The sequence below is a fragment of the Fluviicoccus keumensis genome (assembly GCF_004217445.1).
In the GTDB taxonomy this organism is placed as follows: domain Bacteria; phylum Pseudomonadota; class Gammaproteobacteria; order Pseudomonadales; family Moraxellaceae; genus Fluviicoccus; species Fluviicoccus keumensis.
On the sequence record NZ_SHKX01000017.1, the window covers coordinates 33,812 to 53,971 of the forward strand.

The 20,160-nt window shown below is 56.3% G+C and carries 20 protein-coding genes and 1 pseudogene; 9 read left to right on the forward strand and 12 right to left on the reverse strand.

Annotation, left to right across the window (positions count from 1 at the left end):
* Positions 1–41: 41 nt before the first annotated feature.
* The 11 genes and pseudogenes from traC to EV700_RS16125 all read right to left on the reverse strand — a co-directional run bounded on the left by traC (position 42) and on the right by EV700_RS16125 (position 10,515).
* The gene (gene traC, locus EV700_RS16075; protein ID WP_165391528.1) at positions 42–2,474 is read right to left on the reverse strand and encodes a type IV secretion system protein TraC; all 2,433 of its coding nucleotides are present in this window, start codon (positions 2,472–2,474) and stop codon (positions 42–44) included.
* Positions 2,475–2,487: 13 nt separating this feature from the next.
* Complete coding sequence (locus EV700_RS16080) at positions 2,488–2,889, reverse strand: hypothetical protein (RefSeq protein ID WP_130415709.1); 402 nt, start codon at positions 2,887–2,889, stop codon at positions 2,488–2,490.
* Positions 2,890–2,902: 13 nt separating this feature from the next.
* Positions 2,903–3,460, reverse strand: a complete 558-nt coding sequence (locus EV700_RS16085) for a TraV family lipoprotein (RefSeq protein ID WP_130415711.1) — start codon at positions 3,458–3,460, stop codon at positions 2,903–2,905.
* A complete protein-coding gene (locus tag EV700_RS16090) occupies positions 3,457–4,725 on the reverse strand; it encodes a TraB/VirB10 family protein (RefSeq protein WP_130415713.1) in 1,269 nt (422 codons plus the stop codon). Before EV700_RS16090 ends, EV700_RS16085 begins: the two co-directional genes overlap by 4 nt.
* A gap of 2 nt (positions 4,726–4,727) precedes the next feature.
* Positions 4,728–5,621 carry a TraK domain-containing protein gene (locus EV700_RS16095; RefSeq protein WP_130415715.1) on the reverse strand — a complete coding sequence of 298 codons (894 nt, stop codon included), beginning with the start codon at positions 5,619–5,621 and terminating at the stop codon, positions 4,728–4,730.
* Positions 5,618–6,223 (reverse strand): TraE/TraK family type IV conjugative transfer system protein, encoded by a 606-nt coding sequence (locus EV700_RS16100; RefSeq protein ID WP_130415717.1) that lies wholly within the window; start codon positions 6,221–6,223, stop codon positions 5,618–5,620. The genes EV700_RS16095 and EV700_RS16100 overlap by 4 nt, the downstream gene beginning before the upstream one ends.
* The gene (traL, locus tag EV700_RS16105) at positions 6,220–6,501 is read right to left on the reverse strand and encodes a type IV conjugative transfer system protein TraL (RefSeq protein ID WP_130415719.1); all 282 of its coding nucleotides are present in this window, start codon (positions 6,499–6,501) and stop codon (positions 6,220–6,222) included. The genes EV700_RS16100 and traL overlap by 4 nt, the downstream gene beginning before the upstream one ends.
* A complete protein-coding gene (locus EV700_RS16110) occupies positions 6,501–7,142 on the reverse strand; it encodes an OmpA family protein (RefSeq protein ID WP_130415721.1) in 642 nt (213 codons plus the stop codon). Before EV700_RS16110 ends, traL begins: the two co-directional genes overlap by 1 nt.
* Before the next feature lie 263 nt (positions 7,143–7,405).
* A pseudogene (locus EV700_RS16115) lies at positions 7,406–7,665 on the reverse strand (DDE-type integrase/transposase/recombinase); the annotation flags it as partial.
* Between the two features lie 333 nt (positions 7,666–7,998).
* Positions 7,999–8,697 (reverse strand): SRPBCC family protein, encoded by a 699-nt coding sequence (locus EV700_RS16120; RefSeq protein ID WP_130415723.1) that lies wholly within the window; start codon positions 8,695–8,697, stop codon positions 7,999–8,001.
* 210 nt (positions 8,698–8,907) lie between these two features.
* Positions 8,908–10,515, reverse strand: a complete 1,608-nt coding sequence (locus EV700_RS16125) for a GMC family oxidoreductase (RefSeq protein ID WP_207224707.1) — start codon at positions 10,513–10,515, stop codon at positions 8,908–8,910.
* A 318-nt stretch (positions 10,516–10,833) separates the two neighbouring features.
* Here EV700_RS16125 and EV700_RS16130 point away from each other — a divergent pair, with 318 nt between their 5' ends.
* The 6 genes from EV700_RS16130 (at position 10,834) to EV700_RS16155 (ending at position 15,299) form a co-directional block, all read left to right on the forward strand.
* A complete protein-coding gene (locus EV700_RS16130) occupies positions 10,834–11,802 on the forward strand; it encodes an alpha/beta fold hydrolase (protein ID WP_165391529.1) in 969 nt (322 codons plus the stop codon).
* A gap of 17 nt (positions 11,803–11,819) precedes the next feature.
* Entirely contained in the window at positions 11,820–12,689 is an 870-nt protein-coding gene (locus EV700_RS16135) for a metal-dependent hydrolase (protein WP_130415727.1), read from the forward strand.
* Positions 12,690–12,777: 88 nt separating this feature from the next.
* Positions 12,778–13,398, forward strand: a complete 621-nt coding sequence (locus EV700_RS16140) for a TetR/AcrR family transcriptional regulator (protein WP_130415729.1) — start codon at positions 12,778–12,780, stop codon at positions 13,396–13,398.
* Complete coding sequence (locus EV700_RS16145) at positions 13,395–14,393, forward strand: BtrH N-terminal domain-containing protein (protein ID WP_242610298.1); 999 nt, start codon at positions 13,395–13,397, stop codon at positions 14,391–14,393. Before EV700_RS16140 ends, EV700_RS16145 begins: the two co-directional genes overlap by 4 nt.
* 40 nt (positions 14,394–14,433) lie before the next feature.
* The gene (locus tag EV700_RS16150) at positions 14,434–14,895 is read left to right on the forward strand and encodes a PaaI family thioesterase (protein WP_130415731.1); all 462 of its coding nucleotides are present in this window, start codon (positions 14,434–14,436) and stop codon (positions 14,893–14,895) included.
* Entirely contained in the window at positions 14,892–15,299 is a 408-nt protein-coding gene (locus tag EV700_RS16155) for a PaaI family thioesterase (protein WP_130415733.1), read from the forward strand. Before EV700_RS16150 ends, EV700_RS16155 begins: the two co-directional genes overlap by 4 nt.
* A gap of 130 nt (positions 15,300–15,429) precedes the next feature.
* On the opposite strand, the gene cypR is transcribed toward EV700_RS16155, so the two are convergent.
* On the reverse strand, positions 15,430–16,533 hold the full coding sequence (cypR, locus tag EV700_RS16160) for a transcriptional regulator CypR (RefSeq protein WP_242610299.1): 1,104 nt from the start codon (positions 16,531–16,533) through the stop codon (positions 15,430–15,432).
* 180 nt (positions 16,534–16,713) lie between these two features.
* Between cypR and EV700_RS16165 the strand changes: the two genes are divergently transcribed.
* The 3 genes from EV700_RS16165 to EV700_RS16175 all read left to right on the forward strand — a co-directional run bounded on the left by EV700_RS16165 (position 16,714) and on the right by EV700_RS16175 (position 19,795).
* Positions 16,714–17,034 (forward strand): 2Fe-2S iron-sulfur cluster-binding protein, encoded by a 321-nt coding sequence (locus EV700_RS16165; protein ID WP_130415735.1) that lies wholly within the window; start codon positions 16,714–16,716, stop codon positions 17,032–17,034.
* Between the two features lie 61 nt (positions 17,035–17,095).
* Positions 17,096–18,562, forward strand: a complete 1,467-nt coding sequence (locus EV700_RS16170; RefSeq protein WP_130415737.1) for a cytochrome P450 — start codon at positions 17,096–17,098, stop codon at positions 18,560–18,562.
* Between the two features lie 6 nt (positions 18,563–18,568).
* Positions 18,569–19,795 (forward strand): NAD(P)/FAD-dependent oxidoreductase, encoded by a 1,227-nt coding sequence (locus EV700_RS16175; protein ID WP_130415739.1) that lies wholly within the window; start codon positions 18,569–18,571, stop codon positions 19,793–19,795.
* Positions 19,796–20,160 lie beyond the last annotated feature (365 nt).

A 20,160-nucleotide genomic window follows, 5' to 3' on the forward strand; every position in this document is an offset into this window, starting at 1 on the left:
GACCGCCGGTCTCGGTGGGGATTAGAGGTGTCGTCATGGAGTTAACCGTGTTCTTTGATAAAGGTGCGGATGGCCTGATCCACCGAAACACCCTGATGAAGCGCTTCGAAGATTGTCGTTCGTTCCAGTCCTCGCGTGGAAAACAGGATTTGCAGATAGCGGGGTAAGGTCAGTCGAACAATGCCCCAGGCATTGCCTTGCATGACCATGATTTCAGAGTACAGGCCGGGGACGGTCTGCACCGACTTCATCTGGCGCAGGGTGTAGGGGTCGAGCGGCAGCAGCTTGCTGTCCGCCAGCCGCTCGACCTCCGAGGCCTCCTGCGGCAGGATGATTTTGAAGGCCGCGTTGCTGACAATCGCATTCATGCCGGGGCTGCTATCGACATCCTTTAGAGACTGGGTGACCAGCCAGGCGGAGCCGTTCAGCTTCCGGAAACGTCTGTAGCCGTCCGCCAGAAATCGGGCGGTGATGGGATCTTCGAGGTATTCCTTCGCCTCATCGAAGATAGCCAGTTTCCGTTCCAGTCGGGTGTGGTTGTACATCTCGTACTGAATGCGGGATACCAGCAACATCAAGACAACTTTTTGCAGCACTTCCTGCTGCTTCAGATCGTCCAGTTCGAGGACAACAAAATTCTTCTGAAACCGCAGGTTGTTTCGGCCATCGAACCAGTAACCGAACTGCCCCTGTCGAGTGAACGGGAAGAGTTGAACGGCAATGTCACGGACCCGGTCTTCCTTCTGTGCGTAGAGGTACTCCTGAACATCGGTAATGGTCATCTCACAGCCGCGACTGCTCCAGACCGCCTTGATCGCTTCGGTGAGGCGCGCCCGGCGATAGTCATCCAGGCCTTCGCGCGGAGCGGACATTTTCTCCAAGAAAATGGTCAGCATTTCCACCTCGTCGTCGATATCGACCACATGGGTGAAAGGGTTGAGGCAGATCCGGCTGTTGTGATGAAAGGCGATGAACTCACCGTCGATGGCCTTGGCCAATTTCTCATAGGATCGCCCCTGATCGACCACCCACACCTTGGCGCCCTGCGCCAATTCGTCAAGGATGAACGACTGGGTCAGGAATGACTTGCCGCCGCCCGAGCCGCCAAAAATCAGCCCGTTGTAGTTGGTTCGGCTGCTGAAGATGTCGAGCCCGAACAATTCTCCCCGGCGGGTCGTGAACATCTGGCAGGGTGACTCCGCTGTCCCGGTCCAGTCACTGAAGAGAGGCAGGAACTGCACCGCCTGATTGACGGTCAGTGTGCGCTGCCGGCAAAGATTCATGGTCGAGGTGGGCGAGGGGAACAAGGGCAGATTGTTCCAGAGCAACGGCCACAGAATCTGGGAGTCGGTCACCATTTCTAGCCCGTAGGAGGCATAGAAGGTCTCCAACTGGGCCGCCAGGCGATTGAGATGAGAAGGCTCTTCGCCCATTAGTGTCATGGTGAGCGTGGCCTTGGCCAACACCCCGCCGGTCTCCAATTCATTGAACAGCAGTTCGTAGCCTTTCTTCTTGAAGGCCAGTCGCGGGGAGAACTTGATAGTGAAACCGGTGGTCTGGTGGTTGATCCAGGCATGCTCTTTTTTAACTGTCCCCCGGCCGCTGATCTGGTCGGGGTAGTGCAGTATCAGGGACAACATATAAGGCGACGTTAGCTGGTTGTTCAGCCCGCCAGGTTCGCCGATCAGTTGGTTCATCAAGGCTAGCGAGGTTGATTTGGGCAGCCGTTTCACGCTGAGCATCTTGTAGTAGGTGTCGTCGACTTTCAGCGTGCGGCTGTCCATCGTACTGATCAGCGTACCGGGGGTGAGCATCTGGTTGCGCAGCTCATCATCCCCATCATAACCGTCATCAAAACGGGCAAAAGGATAGAAGATGGAACGGCACTGCTTCAGGTAGTCGGCTGCCAAGGCTCTGCGGGCATGAATGCCCGCAGAGCGCAGACTTTCCTGAAGTTTGATGGCGTACTCCTCTGCCTGGGCGACATTGTCTTCAGTCGGTTTGATCGAGGAAGGGATCTTTATGCTGATCAGCAGCCGGTTCAGCCGGCAGGGAACGCCGACGGAGCGGATATGTGGCTCTATTCGTCCCTTGAAAAGATAGTCTGCACGTTGGCGGGTCAACTCCAGCAGGGCATCACGCTGCCCGGCAGTGAGTTGAGGGTTCCCCATGGTTCGTTTTACTTTAGGTGTATGGTACCCATCGATCACTTCGTGGATGTGGGGCGTGGAAAGCAGGTTGATCTGGATATAGGTGTCTGGCGGATAGTTCTGGGACAAAGCGGCGCGAAGCTTGTCAACGACTGACTGGTCAACCCCCGTCATGGGACGCCCGACAAAAAAGGCGCCGATGAAGGACTGCTTTTCCGTGTCATGACACAGGAACAAATGGTCATTGATCGTTGCCACAACGGGGAAGGACTCTTCGGCACGATGCCGCTTGAGTATCCGATTGATGCGCTCCGCGCCTAACATGCCGTGCCTTTCCTTACAGGGTCGCGCCGAAGAAAGTGCCGAGCACGGTCGGGCCATAGATGGCGATCAGGCCGACGCCAATGGCGACACCCGCGCCTTTGACATCCTTACTGACGAAGGCTTCATAAAGAGTCCACATCAGGGCCAGCAAAGCCGCCAGCAAACCACCGGTGCCTTTCATGAACTGTTGCAGCCAGAGAACGGGGGCGGCGAGCAAGTTACCGGAGCCGGTGGTCCCGGTCGCGGAAACCGCTCCACCAGTGCCTGAAGTAACTGTCACCGCATGGGCATCGGCCCCGGCAAAGACAACAATCGCGAGCGCGATGAGGGCCAGTCCGAGGGTGGACAGCTTGCGAAGGTTTTCAGGCTTGCGGAAGACAGGCAGGGTGGGCATGGGAATAGACAGACTGGTCATGGCAAATTTTCCTTTAAGGATTGCTGGGAAGTTGAAAGTCGCGTGAGCCTTCCATCGCGGAAGAACTGGAAGAGGTTTTTGTCGGGTTGGGGGCATCCTCCTTGAGCGTGGATTGGCCGGATTTAAAGTCGGCGACCATGGGGGTTAAGGGTTTCTGGGCATGGAACTCGACACCGCCGAATGACCATTTGCGAGGTGTGATTTCCGTGAAGACATAAGAGGGCCAATTCAGGGTCTGGCGTGCATCGACCCAGGGCGCAATCCAGATTCTCAGAACTTGAGCATGCTCAAGAACGGGCATAGGGCCTGACTCGGTCTTCCAGACGGGGCGTGAAAATGAGCTCTCGCCCGCTGCTGTGGTGTTTCCGGTTCCATTAGTTGAGGGGCTGACTTTGAGGTTGTCGTTGCTGTTTGTGGCCTCATAGACTTCGCGCGGTGTTTTGCAGACAAAACCGCTGGGCATGCCGGGGCAGACAAATTCGGTCTTGCCGATGCCCAGTGTTGAGCATCCGGGAAGTGTCGCGGCCATGCCGCCGGCCAAAACCAGCAGACGGATAGGGAAGTGGTTCATGAGGACAGTCCGACTCCTTCAATCAGGATGATGCTGACGTGGCGTCCGGCATCAATTTCAATGACCGGAAACATTTGCTTGGCAAGGTCCAGATAAAACTGGGCCACTTCGTTCATCGCGTTGGCAGCGCCACGGTATCCGCCGGAAGTGGCCAGGTCTTTGAGGTTGGGCTGTTGAAACTGGGTTGTCCCGGAGCCGGAGAGGTTCAGCGAAGAAACCGGGGAGGGCGCCAGGCCCTCGCCCAGTTGCCCCAAGAAGCTGGCAAGGATGGTCTTCCCGATTAACGCCCCTTGTTTGGTGACGACACGGCCGCGTACGCCAACTTTGCCGTCTTCGCCGATTACATACCCGGACAGCTTACTGTCCATAACCTTGCCGTCCTTGCTGATACAGGCGATGCGTTCGGTGCGAAGCCGCGCCCGCTCGGTGCTCAACTCACCAAAGCCCGAGGCGGTGATAAAGCATTCACGGATGTCCTGACGGTACCGATTCGGCAAGATGGCCTCCGCCTTGACCCGGATCGTGGTGGGGACCGGATTCTTCTGCCCCTGCAATTCCGCCGGGGCGTCCATACCGTTCAGCAGTACACCTTCGATAATGGAGCCGGTGGTCAGATAATTGGCGAACGCAGGTGCTTCGGATGCTGCAGGGACAGGCTTCAACAACTCGGGGGATAAGGAAGAGGGATTGCCGTTGGCGTTCTCCTCCTTGCGAATGTAGGTCAAAGTGTTGACCGGTTTCGTCGGCTTAGTGGCTGCATCCGAACCCGAAGGACTGCCAGGGAAGTCGGGGAGCGTGCTGTCGCCCAACTCTGGCAAGGGCGGCAAGGCAATGCTATTGCTTTCGCTGGTACGGCCATTGGACATTTTCAGCAGCCGGAGTTCCTGCTGCATTGTGTCAAGCTGGGTGGCAAGATCCGAGTTTTGCTGTTGAAGCAGTCGTGCTGCTTCTTCCTGCGTCTGTTGGGCGGCTACCTTGGCATCGGTCAGTTCTTTCTGCTGTTTGTTGAAGTCGCTGGTCATCGCCTGTTGAAGTGCGGCGTTTTCTGCCCGCAAATCATCAATCGTCGGCTCTGGCGGTGTGCCGGTGACCAATTGGGTTGTCTGGATTTGACGTTCTTTCTCCTCCTGGGCGACCTTTTTGTCGGCACTCGGCCCGGCGATCAGCACGAAGCCGACGGCCCCGGCTGCGATCCCTGCGAATAACAATTTGCGGCGGGTTTCAGGCTCAAAACTGTTCCATTTGTCCTTCAGGGCATTGGCCATCGTCAGTGCTCCGCCGTATCGGCCATGATGTAGGCGGTTGTCGAGGCCTTGGGTGTCAGCCGAACCGACGGAAAGAAGGCGACAGCCCTGACCCCATCATGGAAAAAACTAGGCTCATTCAGGTCAATGACGGCATCCGAAATGTTCTCGACAGCGTACTGATAGATATTGCGGTCAGCTCCCGAATAGACCTTGACCGGTGTCAGCATCAGACCTCCCAGCCGTGCGATACCGGTACTCAGGCTGCCTTCGGCGTAGCCGTCCGGGATGTTGCCCATGACGATGTCGGTCAAAGCGATACGGATACCATCCTGATAGCTGTTGGGCTCCTCCGGTTTATGCTCCCGTGGCGCGGTCGGCGTCTTGTCAAAAAGCAACGCAATGTTCTGACCGGGAACCGGCTTGGGCACCAGCGTCAGCGATGCAACCGGGCTGTTCGGATTGACGGACTCATCCTCACGTACGAAGACGCCAATCGGCTGGTCGGCATGAAAAACCACATAGATGTCCTGACCTACTACCTTGTAGTCGATCCCCTCCGAGCCCAGAAGGCTTGGGGATTTGAAGGGGGTAGCAATCCGGTTCACCAATGTATTGCTGACAGTCACCACATGGTTGTCGTTGCCGGACACCTTGATGACCTGTTGGCGCAGCGCAGCCCCGTCCTCCAGTTTCAACGGTGGCTTGTCTACAGGCGGTTGGGTCAATGAGCGCTTGTTCTTTTGGGATTGCGTTACCGGGGTACGGCTGACAGTCGGTGCAACTGCGGGGACGACAGCCGCGACCGGCTTACCGGGTGGAGGAATGTCATCGGCATTCTTGAATGGTGTAGCGCCTTCAGCGTGCAAGCCGGAAGACATCAATATTAGGCTCAAGGCCGTGGCATGACGAATCATGGTGTCTCCTCATCCTTTTTGCGTTGCCAGGTCAGGGTATGGGGTGTGTCCTCGTAGCTGGTGAACGCCGTCACCAGTGGCTTTCCCCCAACCATTTGCATGGTGTACTCATAGGTCACGTCCTTGGAGGCGGAACGGTTGCCAGTGGATTGCGAGAACAAACTGCCGGAGACAAAGACCCGGTTGGTCGGTGGCTCCCAGACAATGCTTTTCGCTTCGAACCAGGACATGGTGCTATTGAGTGCGACACTGGGGTTGCTGGCGTAGGTTCGCAGTGACTCGGATACCGTCTTGCTGATCGCCGGATCCATGAAGCGCGTAACAACCGTGACGACGTAATCGGCGTTGTTCTTGTTGATGGTGCCAATGGTCCCGGTCAGCCACAGGGCGATGTCCTTGAAATAGTCGGAAGTGGCGCCGTCCCAATCAATCTCATAGCGTGTGTTTACAGTAGGGGGGACGATGATGATGCGTTCATGGGTCTGGGCCAACTTGAGTCCCATCACCAGGACCAAGCCGGTCAGACCGACATTGCTGATCATGAGCAGTCGGTTGTTGGCGACCGCGGATTGCCAGGTGCTATTGAGCTTGGACCACTTCACGAGTGGTACTCCAGAATCCCGCCGTTCGGAAATCGGGCATTGAGGGGTATCAGACCGAGACGGTAAGGCGCATGCAGGTGAAACCCGGCTAATCGCTCTCCCTTGAAACGGCTGTAAAAGCGGGTGAACAGATAGATGGCACCGAGCGAATAAAGCAGTTCATGTGCAATCAATCCGGCATAAAAGAGAACAACAACAATACCGAACTCATCCAGTTCCCACATCAGGACTTGGGGAAGACTGTCAATGTCTTCAGGGATTTCGACGGCTTGCAGCATCAGGGCATCACCATGACAGTGAGTGTGACCTCCGCACGACGATTGGCGGCACGACCTTCTGAAGTCTTGTTGGAAGCGATCGGCGTGTTTTCACCTTCTCCGGAGACAGCAATGCGTTCCGCGTTGATGCCGTGTGCTATCAGCCAGTCGGCAATTTCCTGTGCGCGTTTTCGGGAAAGTTTCAGGTTGTAGCCGGCGGACCCAAGGTTGTCCGTGTGGCCAATGATGCGGATTGGCATAACAGATTGCCGGGCCGCATCCAGGATGGCTTGCAGGGGACTCAGGTCGCCATTGAGTTGGTACTGGTTAAAGCCGAAGTTCTTTGCCTGAAGCATCGCCTTAAGGGTGGACTTCGGGTTTTCTTCGACAGTGATGTTATCCGGGGTGCTGGGTTTGAAACGGATCCAGAACACCGTATCGCCAGATGTGAAGCCGGCGTTTCCTTCGCAGCCGGCGCAGAGCATGGTTTCATAGCCAGCTTCGATGGTGGCGATATCGGATGGTGTGAAGTTCTTCAGGGTGACGAAAGAAGGAGGTTCCAGATTGCGGATTTCGGCCGGGACAGGCTCAGGAAGTGAATGGCAGCCGGCAAGTACGGAGCTGAAAGTTACTAGGGTGGTGCGAAATGTCACGGTAGGCATGTATCAAATCATAATATTACAACATGATACATTGTTATTTTTATTGTATCAATAAGTAATAATTTGGCTGTGTCGATAGAGGTTTTGCATTCGCAATGCTTGTCGTTGACCTCACTCTCCGGACTGCGCCGATATGGAGTAAGGCTAGGAAAATCGCGTGGCAACCCAGGAGATCAGGAGTCTTTTTCAACAAGAGCTCAGATTCAGTGGTAGGTTTGAAATAGCAAATTTTTCGGTGGTCTAGCGAAGATAAATATGTATGCCTCCACCTTCAACGAATGAAAGAAGCTTTCCGCACAGGCGTTGTCGTAGCAGTTGCCCTTGGCGCTCATGCTGCCCCGCAGTTGATGCCGGGAAATCAGGGATTGGTAAGCGCCGGAGCAATATTGGCTGCCTCGATCACTGTGGACAATCCACCGCGTGGCTGCTTTCGCTTCCACAAGGCCATCTGCAAGGCGTCGCAGACTAGGTCCGCCGTCATGCGTTCCGACATCGCCCAGCAGATTACCTTGCGGGAATACAGCATTCGTCTTTGGACATCGACACTGAGATTGCAGTCAAGCAATTGGCTCAAAAATTTGATTTGACTGCTTATTATTAACCGCCAGAATGACTGATATTTCCTGCCGTCAAAAACGGCAAGCAGAAGTATGTGTCATGAAAGATAGTCCTGAGGCCAGCGCAACGATAGTCGGCACTGAGTAATTAAATTTATCCATGTTATTTCTCCAATTTTTCGGCATCGTGTCTAAAGTCAGTCAAGCAGACCTTCTGCGAAGGAGGCCATGCAGCTGTGCTGGTTGGCTTCACGAGCGAGTTCTCGCTCACGTTACACGCTTTGACCTTTTGTCCGACATTAATCCGCATAAACCTTGAACGGCGACGGCGTTGAGGGCGTCAGGTATTGCGGCAGCTTGACCATGCGTTGCAGGCCGAGCATGGTGTAATACGGCGCCTGGCGCTGAACGGCAGTAATCGCCCACGACGGAGCCAACCCGCCCGGATCTATATAGCCTTCGGTTTCCAGATGGGTCGATTTTTTGTCGATGGGTGTCCATTTCCATACCATATCCTCGGCGAGCATCCGCACCAGCGGCGGTTTAGCTGGAATAAATTCTGGTATCGCCTTCAGTCTGAACTCGATGTAGGGATGTGACGCCGAATAGGGAGTAATCTGGGCGTGAATAATGACGTCACGGTTAGGCAGGCCGATCGGCGCGCCGTGTTCCAGATAATAATAAAACTCGGTATCGGAAACTTTTCTCAGGATTTTGGGATTGCTGACCTGCCAGAACCATTTGTGATAGTTGTCGATGTCGTAGTAAACCCTAGCCACACTTTCCAGCGGTGCATCAATGATGACATCAAGCTTGAACGAACGCATGCGTTTGCCATATTCCTTCTTGTCGTACGCCTTGATATTGCGTTTAATGTCGTGTTTGATCAGCGACCAGTCGGTAGATTCGCCGTCGCGCAGATCGTCAATATCGTTTTCAGCGTGACCTATCGTTGTCATCGCCAGCAACAGGCCGGCGCACAGCAGCTTCGGCAGCATAGTATTCCCCATGTATCGCCATTGTTGATGTAAAAGTTGATCGAATCCATGATCCGATTTTAAGGAGTCTGTAATATTTGCAACTGGCAATAAGCCAGTTGCAAGGCCTTAAGGAGTCACCTCATCCGCAAAGCGCAAGGATTGAGCTTGTGCTTCATTTTCAAGCATCCCAGCGTGAGCACATGATTATCTTGTGTGAGCACGTCATCCCTAAGTGCCGCGTCCTGCCAGAATAAACCGAGCGCACTGCTCGCCGATCATCATGCACGGGGCGTTGGTATTACCGCCGATCAGGGTGGGCATAATGGAGGCATCGGCAACGCGCAACCCTTGCACACCATACACCCGGAGTTGCGGATCGACCACGGCCATAGCATCTCGACCCATGCGACAGGTACCAACAGGGTGGTAGATGGTTTCGGCACGCTGTCGGATATCAGCAACGATCTCCTCATCTGTTTGTACCTGCTCACCAGGCGTGTCTTCGCCGCCGTTGACGGGCGCAAAGGCTCGCGACTGGAACAGTCGTCGCGCCCACTTGGTTGCCTGTAACAGGGCTGCCACATCATCGGGATGCGATAAATAATTGGGCTGGATGCGGGGCGGGGCGAGCGGATCGGAACTGCTCAGGCCGATTTCGCCGCGACTGCGGGGGCGCAGTTGGCAGGCGTGAATCGTGCAGCCATGGCCAAGGGTAAACTGGCGTCCATGATCTCGCAAATACGAGGGGAGGAAATGCAACTGGAGTCCAGGGCGGCCAGGCGGATCCGTTGGCAGAGGGATGAAAGCCCCCGTTTCCGCCGCATTGGACGCCAGAAAGCCGCGCCGCGAAAACCAGAACCGGAACATATCGGCAATCATGCGGGGCAGCGCCAGCAACGACAAGCCGATTGACTGCGCGGTGGTGTCGTGGATGATCACCGTGGTGTCCAGATGATCTTGAAGATTCTGGCCGACTCCTGGCAACTCATGCCGGACCGGGATCTGGCACTTTTCCAGTTCCGCACGCGGCCCGATACCAGACAGCATCAGTAGTTGCGGCGAATTGATCGCGCCGCCGCACAGGATGATTTCCTCCTTGCAGTGCAGAACCTGCTTTTTGCCACGTTGAACCACATCGAGACTCACGGCTCTGCCGTTGGCAAGGCCAATGCCGGTCGCTTGTGTTTGTGTCATGACGGTCAGGTTCGTTCGATTGAGCACCGGTGTCAGAAAGGCTTTTGCACTGCTATATCGCATCCCGTCCTTTTGAGTGACCTGATAGTAGCCAACGCCTTCCTGTTTATCACCATTGAAGTCGGGATTGAGCGGTAAGTCGCATTCGCGACCGGCCTCAAGGAAGACTTTCGATAGGGGATTGATGTGGCGGCCATCGGCGACGTTCAATTCTCCGCGTGTGCCGTGCAAGGCAGAGTTTACCCAGGTTTCGTTATGCTCCAGGTCGCGGAAGATCGGTAGTACATCCCGCCATCCCCAGCCGTCGCATCCGCTTGCCGCCCAGTCGTCATAGTCGGCGGGATTGCCGCGGATGTAGACCATCGCATTGATCGAGCTGCTGCCGCCCAGGGTTTTGCCGCGTGGCCAATAAAGGCGGCGATTGCCGAGGTGGGGTTCGGGCTCGGTGTAGTAGCCCCAATTGTGCCGCCCCTCACGAATCAGGCCAATAATGCCAAAGGGAATGTGAATGAACGGGGATTTATCCGCCGGACCCGCCTCAATCAGGCATACCGTTGTTTTTCCGTCAGCACTCAGCCGGTTGGCCAGTACACAGCCGGCGGAGCCGGCACCCACCACAATATAGTCATAGGTATTGTTCATTATGCTCAATGCTCACCTTGCAATCAGCCATGGCTTCCGCTGCGAGAGTTCGTTCCCAAATACAGGAGAACGGCCTCTGCAAAGGCCCTGCTGTTCACATGTTGTTAATGCGGCGGCGCCGCCGGGTTTCGGGTGGTTTTGTCGGGGTTAATGACTCTGTACTTGACATTTGGTCATCCGACCAAGTAAATTTACCACAACTTGGGCGTTTGACCAAATATGCCGCCAAAAAGTGGTCTTGAGAGTGTGAGGTAGCCAATGTCGACCAGCTATTCCTGCAATGACAGAGTGCCCCAGACCCCTGCCGGATTTTCCGGGATGGCGGTTTCCTACCGGCGCAATGCGGTCGTGGATGTAACAACTGCCAAATTCCAGCGCCGTTTACGGCGCTGGCGGCCTCGCGCTGATCTCGTATCGACAGCGTTCCGTCGCCTTTCACCGGCGCTCACGGGGATGACCCGCCAGCACGTTTGGGTATTGGATCATCGATTGGCTTTTATCGAAGGTGGTCGCACGGAGGGAGAACCGGTACTGCTATTGCATGGTTTTGGCTCAAGCAAGGAAAACTGGCTCACGCTTGCGCCGTTGATCGGTCGCCGCTATCGCGTCATCGCCCCTGACCTGCCAGGTTTCGGAGAAAGCCGCTTTAACAGTAACGTGCGTTACGGTCTGGCGGAACAAGCGGAGCGTATCGCCCGTTTCATTGATCGCCACATCGGTGAGCCGGTGCATCTGGTGGGAAGCTCGATGGGGGGCGGTATCGCAGGTGTCGTCGCCGCGCGGCACCCCGAAGTTCTGCGCTCGGTCACGTTGATGAATGCCGCAGGCATCCCGGGGGCCCGCCCCAGCCTATTCGAGCAGGCCGTCGCCAGCGGACACAACGCACTGATTCCGCGCACGCTAGGTGAAACGACCAAGCTGATTTCTCTGGTAATGTCGCGTGGGGGGCGTCTGAATGCCTTGGCAACGCCCCTGCTGCACGCGGAATTGGCGCATCGCTATCACGTCAATCATCGCCTCTTCTGGGACATGTTGGATGTCGACGTTGATCCTGCACAGGAATTTGCCCGCATCCGCATACCGGCACTTGTGCTGTGGGGCGAACAGGATCGTGTGCTCGATGTTTCATCGGCAGCGACCATGGCCCGGGTCATTCCGGGGGCAACACAGACGATCCTGCCGGGGGTAGGGCACCTGCCGATGATTGAGGCGCCTTTCATGACGGCGCGCGCCCTGCAGGCATTCTGGACCATCGCCCCTACTACGGGGCGGTCCGCCGGTGGTTAACACACGAGGAGACTTTCATGACCGCTAGAATCGATCACATCATTCCCCGCAAGATGAACTTCGATGTCCATGACGTTCCGGTATGGTGGTATGGCGGCGACCCCGTCGTCACCCGCTTCTTCGACGCGCTCTCCGTACATTTTCCCGACGGCGAACGTTTCTTCATCCAATCGGTGCGCAACTATCAGGACCGGATTACGGACCCGAAACTGAAGGACGATGTAAAAGCCTTCTTTCGTCAGGAGGCTCAGCACGGCATCGTCCACGACCGCTACAACGCGGTCATGGCCTCGCAGGGCGTCAAGGTCGACAAGGTGATCGACCGCATGAAGGCTCTGCTCGGCCTGACGCAGAAACACTTGCCCATTAAGTACCAGTTGGCCTTAACGGCGGCGTTCGAGCACATCACTGCAACCCTGGGTGAGGGCTTCTTGGACGGGAAGTCTGAGATGTTCCGGGATGCGGACCCGGTAATGAGGGCGATGTTTCTCTGGCATGGTGTGGAGGAGGTCGAGCACAAGGCAGTGGCCTATGATGTCTATGATCAAGTGGCCGGCGGTGGTTACTTTACCCGGACCTCGGCACTGATTGTCGGAACCGCATTGGTGCATGTGGTGGTGGGACGTGTGCTCTGGCACATGCTGAAGGTGGATGGGGTCACGGGCCGTCCGCTGCTGCTCGCCCGCGGACTGTATCGGCTCTATGGCCACAACGGCATACTGACTCGCCTGCTGGTGCCCTATCTGGCCTGGTTCCGGCCCGGTTTCCATCCTTGGGACAGCGAGATGCCCGAAAGGGTCAGTGCGTGGCTGGCCGAGTATGAGCGCCACGCGGATCCGCTGGAGGCATCAAGGCGCGTCTTTGGCGACGCTTCGGTGGCCCGCTGACATAACCGATGATGACGGGGAAGCGTGGATTGCGCTGGGCGGCGAAGGATGTAACACTTTTGCCAACCCTAAACCTGTGAGTCACCCTATGACCCGTCATGAACCCTTATGCGCTGACACAGAACGCGAGCGCATCCTTTTCACCGCTGCCCGTTTGTTCCGGGAATACGGATTCGAAAAGACCACCGTCCGAGAGATCGCCAAGGCTTGCGACCTGTTGCCAGGTAGCCTGCATTACCGCTACCGCGCCAAGGAAGACATCCTCGTGGACATGATGGGGGTGGCCATTGAGAAGACCATCCAAGGCATCACCGAGGCGATCAGTGGGACACAGGATCCGTTGCAACAGGTGCGTGCGGCGCTACAGGCGCACATCAATGTGCTCCTCTCTGGCGACGACCTGACTTACGTACTGCTCTTCGAGTGGCGGTCTTTGCGCGGCGATGCCCGCAAGGAAATCATCCGCGAGCGGGATCGCTATGAGCGTTGTTGGGCCACCATGCTGGATGCGTTAAAGGAACAAAGGCTTATCAGGCTGGATGTCGATACGCATTTGTTTCGCCTGATCGGACTGGGTGCGATTAACTGGATGGCGACTTGGTACAAGAAAGGGGGGGAGTATTCGCTGGACGAAATAGGCGAATCTCTCTGGTCAGTCATCTCCCGGGGCATCCTTGCCCCGACACACGCAGACATGAGGAAAATTTGAGTATCCCACTCGCGCCGCCGGAAACCGGCATCCGGTTTATTCATCGTACCGGTCATCATTGCGGCAGTTCGGCCTTACGCGACCTGCTCGAGTTCCACGGCATCGTGCTCAGTGAGGCTTTCTGTTTCGGGCTCGGTTCCGGGCTTGGCATCAGCTATCTGGCCCCTTCGGGGGCGCCTGTTCCATATATGGTGCATGTACGTTCACTCGGGTTCGAGGAACGGGTATTGCGGACGTTCACGCCATCCATGTCCTGGTCGACTTTCGCCAGCGGCAACGCAGCGATGCTGGCGCTAGATGAGCGTCTGGATGCCGGTTTTCCCGCTCTGTTGCTCACCGATATTTTTCACCTGCCCTATTACGGCAGCAGCACCCATTTCCCAGGTCACGCGATCATGGCCTGGGGGCGTTCGCGCGAATCTGGCGACGTTTTCGTGACTGATACCGAGCGGCCGGAGTTGCTCGCGGTTCCGCGCGACAAACTGGCGCTGGCGCGTTTTTCCAACCAGGAGCCGTTCCCGCACCAAGGCAATATGTATTCCCCGGATTCACTGCCACTGACGGGCTCACTGCGTGAAGCGGCGCGCGCTGCTGTTCGCTGCAATGCTGGGTTGCTATTGAACGGGTCGCAATGCAGCGGCATCGCTGCGCTCGGGCATTGGCGGGAGCAGCTGCCGCTGTGGGCGAGTGAAGTCGATTGGCGCTGGACCACGCGCTTTGCGTATCAATTAATCGAGAAGCGCGGTACTGGCGGCGGCGGCTTCCGGAAAATGTATGCGGATTTCCTGGACGAGCTTGCCCTGCTGGATAACGAAATTCGCAATTCCCCCTTGCCTGCACTGATGCGCAAGTCCGCGTCCGCCTGGACACAGCTGGCGCTAACCTTGAAGGTGGCGTCGGAAGGTGAGCGTTTTCCTCTGACCGAGCTTGAGGCGGCCATCACCGCTGTCGAGCACGCGGAGATCCATTACGCACAGGCCGCATTGCAAGCCTGAGCCTGTGCGCCCATCCAAATATTGCGAGGAGTATGTTGGGATGATCAATTTTGAAGCCGCAAGAGTGTTCTTCGGCAGTGACCATCCGCTATTCAAGATGATGGGGATCGATATCACCCTCATTGATACCGGGAAAGCTGAAATGACTATGCCTTTTTCGATGCAGCTATCCGATCAGCGCGGCGCACTGCATCGCGGGGCGCTCGTCACGCTGCTGGACACGACCTGCGGTCTGGCCATTTTCTCGGCATTACAGTCCATGCAGCCGATTGCCACCATCGACTTGCGGGTCGATTACCTGCGACCGCTACCGTCCGGAGTTGGTATACGGGCCATCGTGGACTGCGTAGCCACCACAGCAACGGTCGCCTTTATCGTAGGCAAGGCATTGGCTGAGGGTCAGGAGGAGCCCGTTGCCACGGTAGCAGGGTCCTTCGCTATCGGCACCATGGGGCCGTCTTTCGACAGCCCTCACTTGGCGCAGGCGGGAGTTGGAAAATGAAAATAGACTCGTTGAGCTCTTTGGAGAAGCTGGCGCCTTATGCGCACTTCCTTGGCCTGCGCGAAGGCGAGGTCGATGGTGAGCATCGTTATTTCCTGGATTTCAAGGAGGAGCACGTCGGTAATCCGCTGATTCGCACCTTCCATGGGGGCATCCTGGCCAGCTTTGGAGAGCTGGTGGCCGCGCTTCACCTCGCACGTTATCGTGGCGATACCACGCTGCCGGAGTGCGCCACCCTAACGTTCGATTATCTGCGCCCGGCCTTTGCGGGGACACTGATGGCCATTCCCAATATCGTGCGGGCAGGGCGGCGTATTACTACCGTATCTGTCCAATTGCGGCACGAAGGGAAGCTGGTTTGTATTGGGCGGTTTCTCTTTCCTGTTAGTGAGCAGATGCCATGAGGAGTCGCTATGTATCGTGATGACGGTCTAGGCAGGTTTTTTTACGAAACGCTATTGACGTAACTCCAGTTATATCGTTTTTGTTAAACGAAACTTACCCTCATTAGTGAAAGATTTGGGCGGGTAAACATCATGCCGGGCGCGAATGCAGCGCTGGCTGACCGACAGTCGCGGCTTCGCTGGCTACTTGCAGGCGATATTGGCGTGGTGATACATTAAACCAGCGCTTGAAAGCACGGCGAAAATTGGCGCTGTCATGGTAATTCAGCAAGGAGGCAATCGCGTCAACTGACATATTACTGTGGCGCAGATAGCTGCTGGCTTGTTGCGACAGCACCGTATCGCGAATCTGGCTATAACTACTGCCCTCTTTGAGCAAGCGACGAGCCAGAGTACGTTTATTGATAAACAAAGCGGCTGCCGCTTCTTCTTCGCTCAACTGCCCTAGCGGATGCGACAACATCATTTTCTGGATCTGGTAGCTGCAACTGGACCGGTGAGATGTCACACCTGCGAGCATGGCCTCGCATTGCTGCATCGCCAGCAGATAATTTTCCAAGTTGGCCGAGGCGTTGGGAATACGGCACACTTCCATCGGGATGGTGACCCTGAGGCGCGGCGCAGAAAACTCACAAGTTCCGGCAAGGAACTGGCCATAGCGCTCAAGGTAGTCCGGCTGGTCATGGGTAAAACAGATATGGGCCTCGGTTAAGGGCCGATCAATAATGAATTCGGCGCACTCAGACAACACAATCATGCAACATTCTGACAAGGCGCGGTGCACCTCGGGATTGAGGGGGATATCAAAATCAATATAACACTCGACCCGCTCCGGACTGGTTATAAGGCTTAAATGGACAAAACTGAGGCGGGTCGGGACAAAGCTCTGAAAGGCCGTCAGTGCCCGCAACAAATCGGGGCTGCTATTGGCCAGAAAGCCCATCACGCCGTGTGTTGCCGGGATCAGCCGCCGACCCAGACGCAAACTAAAGTCGGCATGGCTGGATAACTGCAATCCGTTTTGCAGGATCTGGATTTGCTGGCGCGCCGTCAGCAGCGTGTCGTCGCGCATAAACTGCTCGACGCTTAACCCAGTGAACTTCAATAGTTTGGGCAAATCCTTGATTTGCAACTCCAGCTCTCGACCAATCAGACGCGAATAGTTGGACGGAATATTCGCCACCTCTTCACCCGGCATAAGCTGGCCTGCCGCACTTACCTGACTGTCGATCACCCGCCTTCTCCGCTTTAACCGCCTGTTGTCATGGACAGTAGTGTCTTTTAATAACCCCTTCGTTGTCAATAAATGACCTATTATAACGCACGTTATCTGCATATTCTCGACTGACTGATCGACATATCGACAATTTGGGGCGGCATGTCTGTTGCAATCAATATAAGTGGAGAGCGATTCATGGGCAACATTACCTTTATCGAGCATGACGGCACGCAACATCCGGTTGAGTTGGAAGCGGGCAAATCGCTGATGCAGATCGCGATGGACAACGGCGTACCGGGCATTGACGCGGATTGCGGCGGCGAATGCGCCTGCGGCACCTGCCATGTCATCGTGGACAGCGCTTGGCTGAACGTGGCGGGCAAGGCTGGCGACGACGAGTTGCAGATGCTGGAAATGACCCCCGAGAAAAAGCCGGCCTCGCGCTTGTCCTGCCAGATCAAGGCCACCGACGCCATGGACGGAATGGTCATCCATCTGCCGGAATTTCAGATGTAGCGGCGCTTCGCCCCGCGAGATCTGTCCCCGTAAGCCAACACTATGCCTGGGTTGAGAAATCATGAGCCTACTGAAAACCGCCTTCGACAAAGCGTCTACGACCTTCGCCGAGCTGAACGAAAAAGTACCCGCCATCCAGAAGGCCTCCGACTTTGTGGTCGAGACGGTCTCGGCCAATGTCCCGGCACCCATTTTGATCAAGGGTGTCAAGACCTTTCAAACCGTCAAGCATGCGGTATTGCAAACCAAACCCTTTGACGAGTTTATCGAGCAGCCTATCCCCGATGTCATGAGCCTGAAGCTTGAAGATATCGATGTCAGCAACCCCTTCCTGTACAAGCAGAAGAAGTGGCAGTCCTACTTCAAGCGCCTGCGCGACGAGTGCCCGGTACATTACCAAAAGAGCAGCCCCTTTGGCCCGTTCTGGTCCGTCACTCGCTATGAAGACATTGTTTTTGTCGACAAGAACCATGACTTATTCTCGGCCGAACCGGCCATCATCATCGGCCAGACCCCGGAAGGCTTGCCGGCAAAGATGTTCATTGCCATGGACCCGCCGAAACACGACAAGCAACGGCAGGCGGTGCAGGATGTGGTGGCGCCCAAGAACCTGAAAGAGTTGGAGTCGTTGATTCGCTCCCGGACGCAGAGTGTGCTGGACGAACTGCCGGTCAACCAGCCCTTTGACTGGGTGCAGAAAGTCTCCATTGAGCTGACCACACGCATGCTGGCCACCCTGTTCGATTTCCCTTATGAGAAACGCCAAAATCTGGTTTACTGGTCCGACGCCATGGCCTCATTCCCGCAAGCGACCGGCGGTCCGGGACTCAGTATTGATGAGTTTTTTGATACGGCGATTGATATGACCAGGCAGTTCTCTGAGCTTTGGCACCAGAAGGCCGCCCAGAAAGCCGCCGGTATGCCGATGGGCTACGACGTGATGAGCATGCTGGTCTATTCCAAGGACACCGAGGACATGATTCGCAAACCCATGGAATTCATGGGCAATCTGGCGCTGCTGATTATCGGGGGCAACGACACCACGCGTAACTCCATGTCGGGCGGATTATATGCCCTGAACCTGTTCCCCAACGAGTTCGTCAAGCTGAAACAAAACCCCGGCCTGATACCCAACATGGTGTCGGAGATCATCCGCTGGCAGACCCCGCTGGCATATATGCGTCGCATTGCCAAGCAGGACGTGGAGCTGAACGGCCAGTTGATTAAAAAAGGCGACAAGGTGGTGATGTGGTATGTCTCGGGCAACCGCGATGAACGCGCCATCGAGCAGCCGGATGAATTCATCATTGACCGCAAGGGCGCGCGCAACCATATGTCCTTCGGCTTCGGCGTCCATCGCTGCATGGGCAATCGTCTGGCGGAACTGCAGCTGCGCATCCTGTGGGAAGAGTTGCTGGCCCGTTTCGAGCATATTGAAGTCATTGGCGAACCGCAAATTGTCCAGTCCAACTTTGTGCGGGGCTACAGCAAAATGATGGTCAAGCTCACCGCCAAGACCCCGGGCTGAGCCGCCATGACCGCCCAAACCGCCGTAATCATTGGTGCCAGCCATGCCGCCGCCCAGCTCTCCGCCAGCCTGCGTCTGGAGGGCTGGGGCGGCGATATTCTGGTAGTAGGCGACGAGCCGTATCTGCCGTACCAGCATCCGCCCTTGTCGAAGACCTTTTTGTCGGGGGACAAGACCGTGGCAGACCTGTACATTCGGCCCGCCGCCTTCTATGAGAAGAACAACATCCACTTCCGTCAGGCCCGGGTCACGGCCATCGACCGCGCGCGGCAGCAGCTGACGCTGGACGATGGCGCGTCACTGGCCTACGACAAGCTGGCGTTGTGCCTGGGCGCGCGCGTGCGCAAGGCCGGTCTGCCCGGCGAGGCACTGGCCGGGGTTCATTACCTGCGCACCATTGCCGATGTGCAGGGCATCCAGCCGGAGGTGGTCGCGGGCAGGCGGGCGGTGATCATCGGCGGCGGCTATATCGGCCTGGAAACCGCCGCCTCGCTGCGCAAGCAGGGCATGGCGGTGGTGGTGCTGGAAATGGCCGACCGCATCCTGCAACGGGTGACCGCTCCGGAACTGTCGGAATTCTACAGCCGTATTCATCGTGAAGAAGGCGTCCACATCCAGACCGGCATCTCGGTGACGGCGCTGGCGGGTGACGCGCGGGTGGAGCGGGTGGAATGCGCCAACGGCGTCGTGTTCCCGGCCGATCTGGTGATCATCGGCGTGGGCGTGGTGCCCAATGTCGAACTGGCGCAGGCCGCCGGGCTGGCGGTGGATAACGGCATCACGGTGGATGAATTCGCCTGCACCAACGATCCGAACATCGTGGCGGCGGGCGATTGCGCCAACCACTTCAACGCCATTTACCAGCGCCGGATGCGCCTGGAGTCGGTGCCCAATGCCGGCGACCAGGCGAAGGCGGCGGCAGCCTCGCTGTGCGGCGTGAAAAAGGCTTATCAGAGCCTGCCGTGGTTCTGGTCGGACCAGTACGACCTGAAGCTGCAAATTGCCGGTCTAAGTCAAGGATACGATCAAGTAGTCATGCGCGGTGATCCAGACAACAGCCGCAGTTTTGCTGCTTTTTACCTAAAAAGCGGCCAGTTAATTGCGGCGGACTGCATCAATCGACCACAGGAATTTCTGCTGGCGAAAAAAATTATCACGGATAAATTAGCCGTGAATGCCAACTGCTTGGCTGACGAAACGATTGCTGTAAAAACTCTGCTCTCGGTGGTCTGAAGACCTGTTCAGAATCTCGCGAGCTAACCCGAATGGCTCAAAACAAGCCAGGGTTGAAGTTGATGACTCATTAGCAGGTTTTGACAATCCCTGCAAGCAACCATCTGACTGATGCGACAATAGCCCATCCGCAGCTAGAGGCAATTGAATTATAATTTAATAATACGCTGGTTTGCTGGACTTGGAGTCGATGATCCAGTCTGGCAAGCATTTCTCGTTCACGGCGGTTTCAAGGTAGTTGTCACCTTTTTTCTACGCGGCTTCAGCCATTTCTGGCATTGCATTTTCCGGACTGAGCCAGACACAGCCATCCGGTGGCCAGTTCCTCACGTCTTGTTCCAGCGAGCCGGATTCCTACTCCGTGC

What these genes read in the sequence shown, in the direction of transcription:
- EV700_RS16120 (WP_130415723.1), bottom strand. Translation starts at nt 8,697, where the DNA reads ATGCTGCCGAAGCTGCTGTGCGCCGGCCTGTTGCTGGCGATGACAACG.
- EV700_RS16155 (WP_130415733.1), top strand. Translation starts at nt 14,892, where the DNA reads ATGAAAATAGACTCGTTGAGCTCTTTGGAGAAGCTGGCGCCTTATGCG.
- EV700_RS16150 (WP_130415731.1), top strand. Translation starts at nt 14,434, where the DNA reads ATGATCAATTTTGAAGCCGCAAGAGTGTTCTTCGGCAGTGACCATCCG.
- EV700_RS16110 (WP_130415721.1), bottom strand. Translation starts at nt 7,142, where the DNA reads ATGCCTACCGTGACATTTCGCACCACCCTAGTAACTTTCAGCTCCGTA.
- EV700_RS16090 (WP_130415713.1), bottom strand. Translation starts at nt 4,725, where the DNA reads ATGGCCAATGCCCTGAAGGACAAATGGAACAGTTTTGAGCCTGAAACC.
- EV700_RS16140 (WP_130415729.1), top strand. Translation starts at nt 12,778, where the DNA reads ATGACCCGTCATGAACCCTTATGCGCTGACACAGAACGCGAGCGCATC.
- EV700_RS16135 (WP_130415727.1), top strand. Translation starts at nt 11,820, where the DNA reads ATGACCGCTAGAATCGATCACATCATTCCCCGCAAGATGAACTTCGAT.
- traC (WP_165391528.1), bottom strand. Translation starts at nt 2,474, where the DNA reads ATGTTAGGCGCGGAGCGCATCAATCGGATACTCAAGCGGCATCGTGCC.
- EV700_RS16085 (WP_130415711.1), bottom strand. Translation starts at nt 3,460, where the DNA reads ATGAACCACTTCCCTATCCGTCTGCTGGTTTTGGCCGGCGGCATGGCC.
- EV700_RS16125 (WP_207224707.1), bottom strand. Translation starts at nt 10,515, where the DNA reads ATGAACAATACCTATGACTATATTGTGGTGGGTGCCGGCTCCGCCGGC.
- traL (WP_130415719.1), bottom strand. Translation starts at nt 6,501, where the DNA reads ATGCTGCAAGCCGTCGAAATCCCTGAAGACATTGACAGTCTTCCCCAA.
- EV700_RS16170 (WP_130415737.1), top strand. Translation starts at nt 17,096, where the DNA reads ATGAGCCTACTGAAAACCGCCTTCGACAAAGCGTCTACGACCTTCGCC.
- EV700_RS16130 (WP_165391529.1), top strand. Translation starts at nt 10,834, where the DNA reads ATGGCGGTTTCCTACCGGCGCAATGCGGTCGTGGATGTAACAACTGCC.
- EV700_RS16095 (WP_130415715.1), bottom strand. Translation starts at nt 5,621, where the DNA reads ATGATTCGTCATGCCACGGCCTTGAGCCTAATATTGATGTCTTCCGGC.
- EV700_RS16175 (WP_130415739.1), top strand. Translation starts at nt 18,569, where the DNA reads ATGACCGCCCAAACCGCCGTAATCATTGGTGCCAGCCATGCCGCCGCC.
- EV700_RS16080 (WP_130415709.1), bottom strand. Translation starts at nt 2,889, where the DNA reads ATGACCAGTCTGTCTATTCCCATGCCCACCCTGCCTGTCTTCCGCAAG.
- EV700_RS16165 (WP_130415735.1), top strand. Translation starts at nt 16,714, where the DNA reads ATGGGCAACATTACCTTTATCGAGCATGACGGCACGCAACATCCGGTT.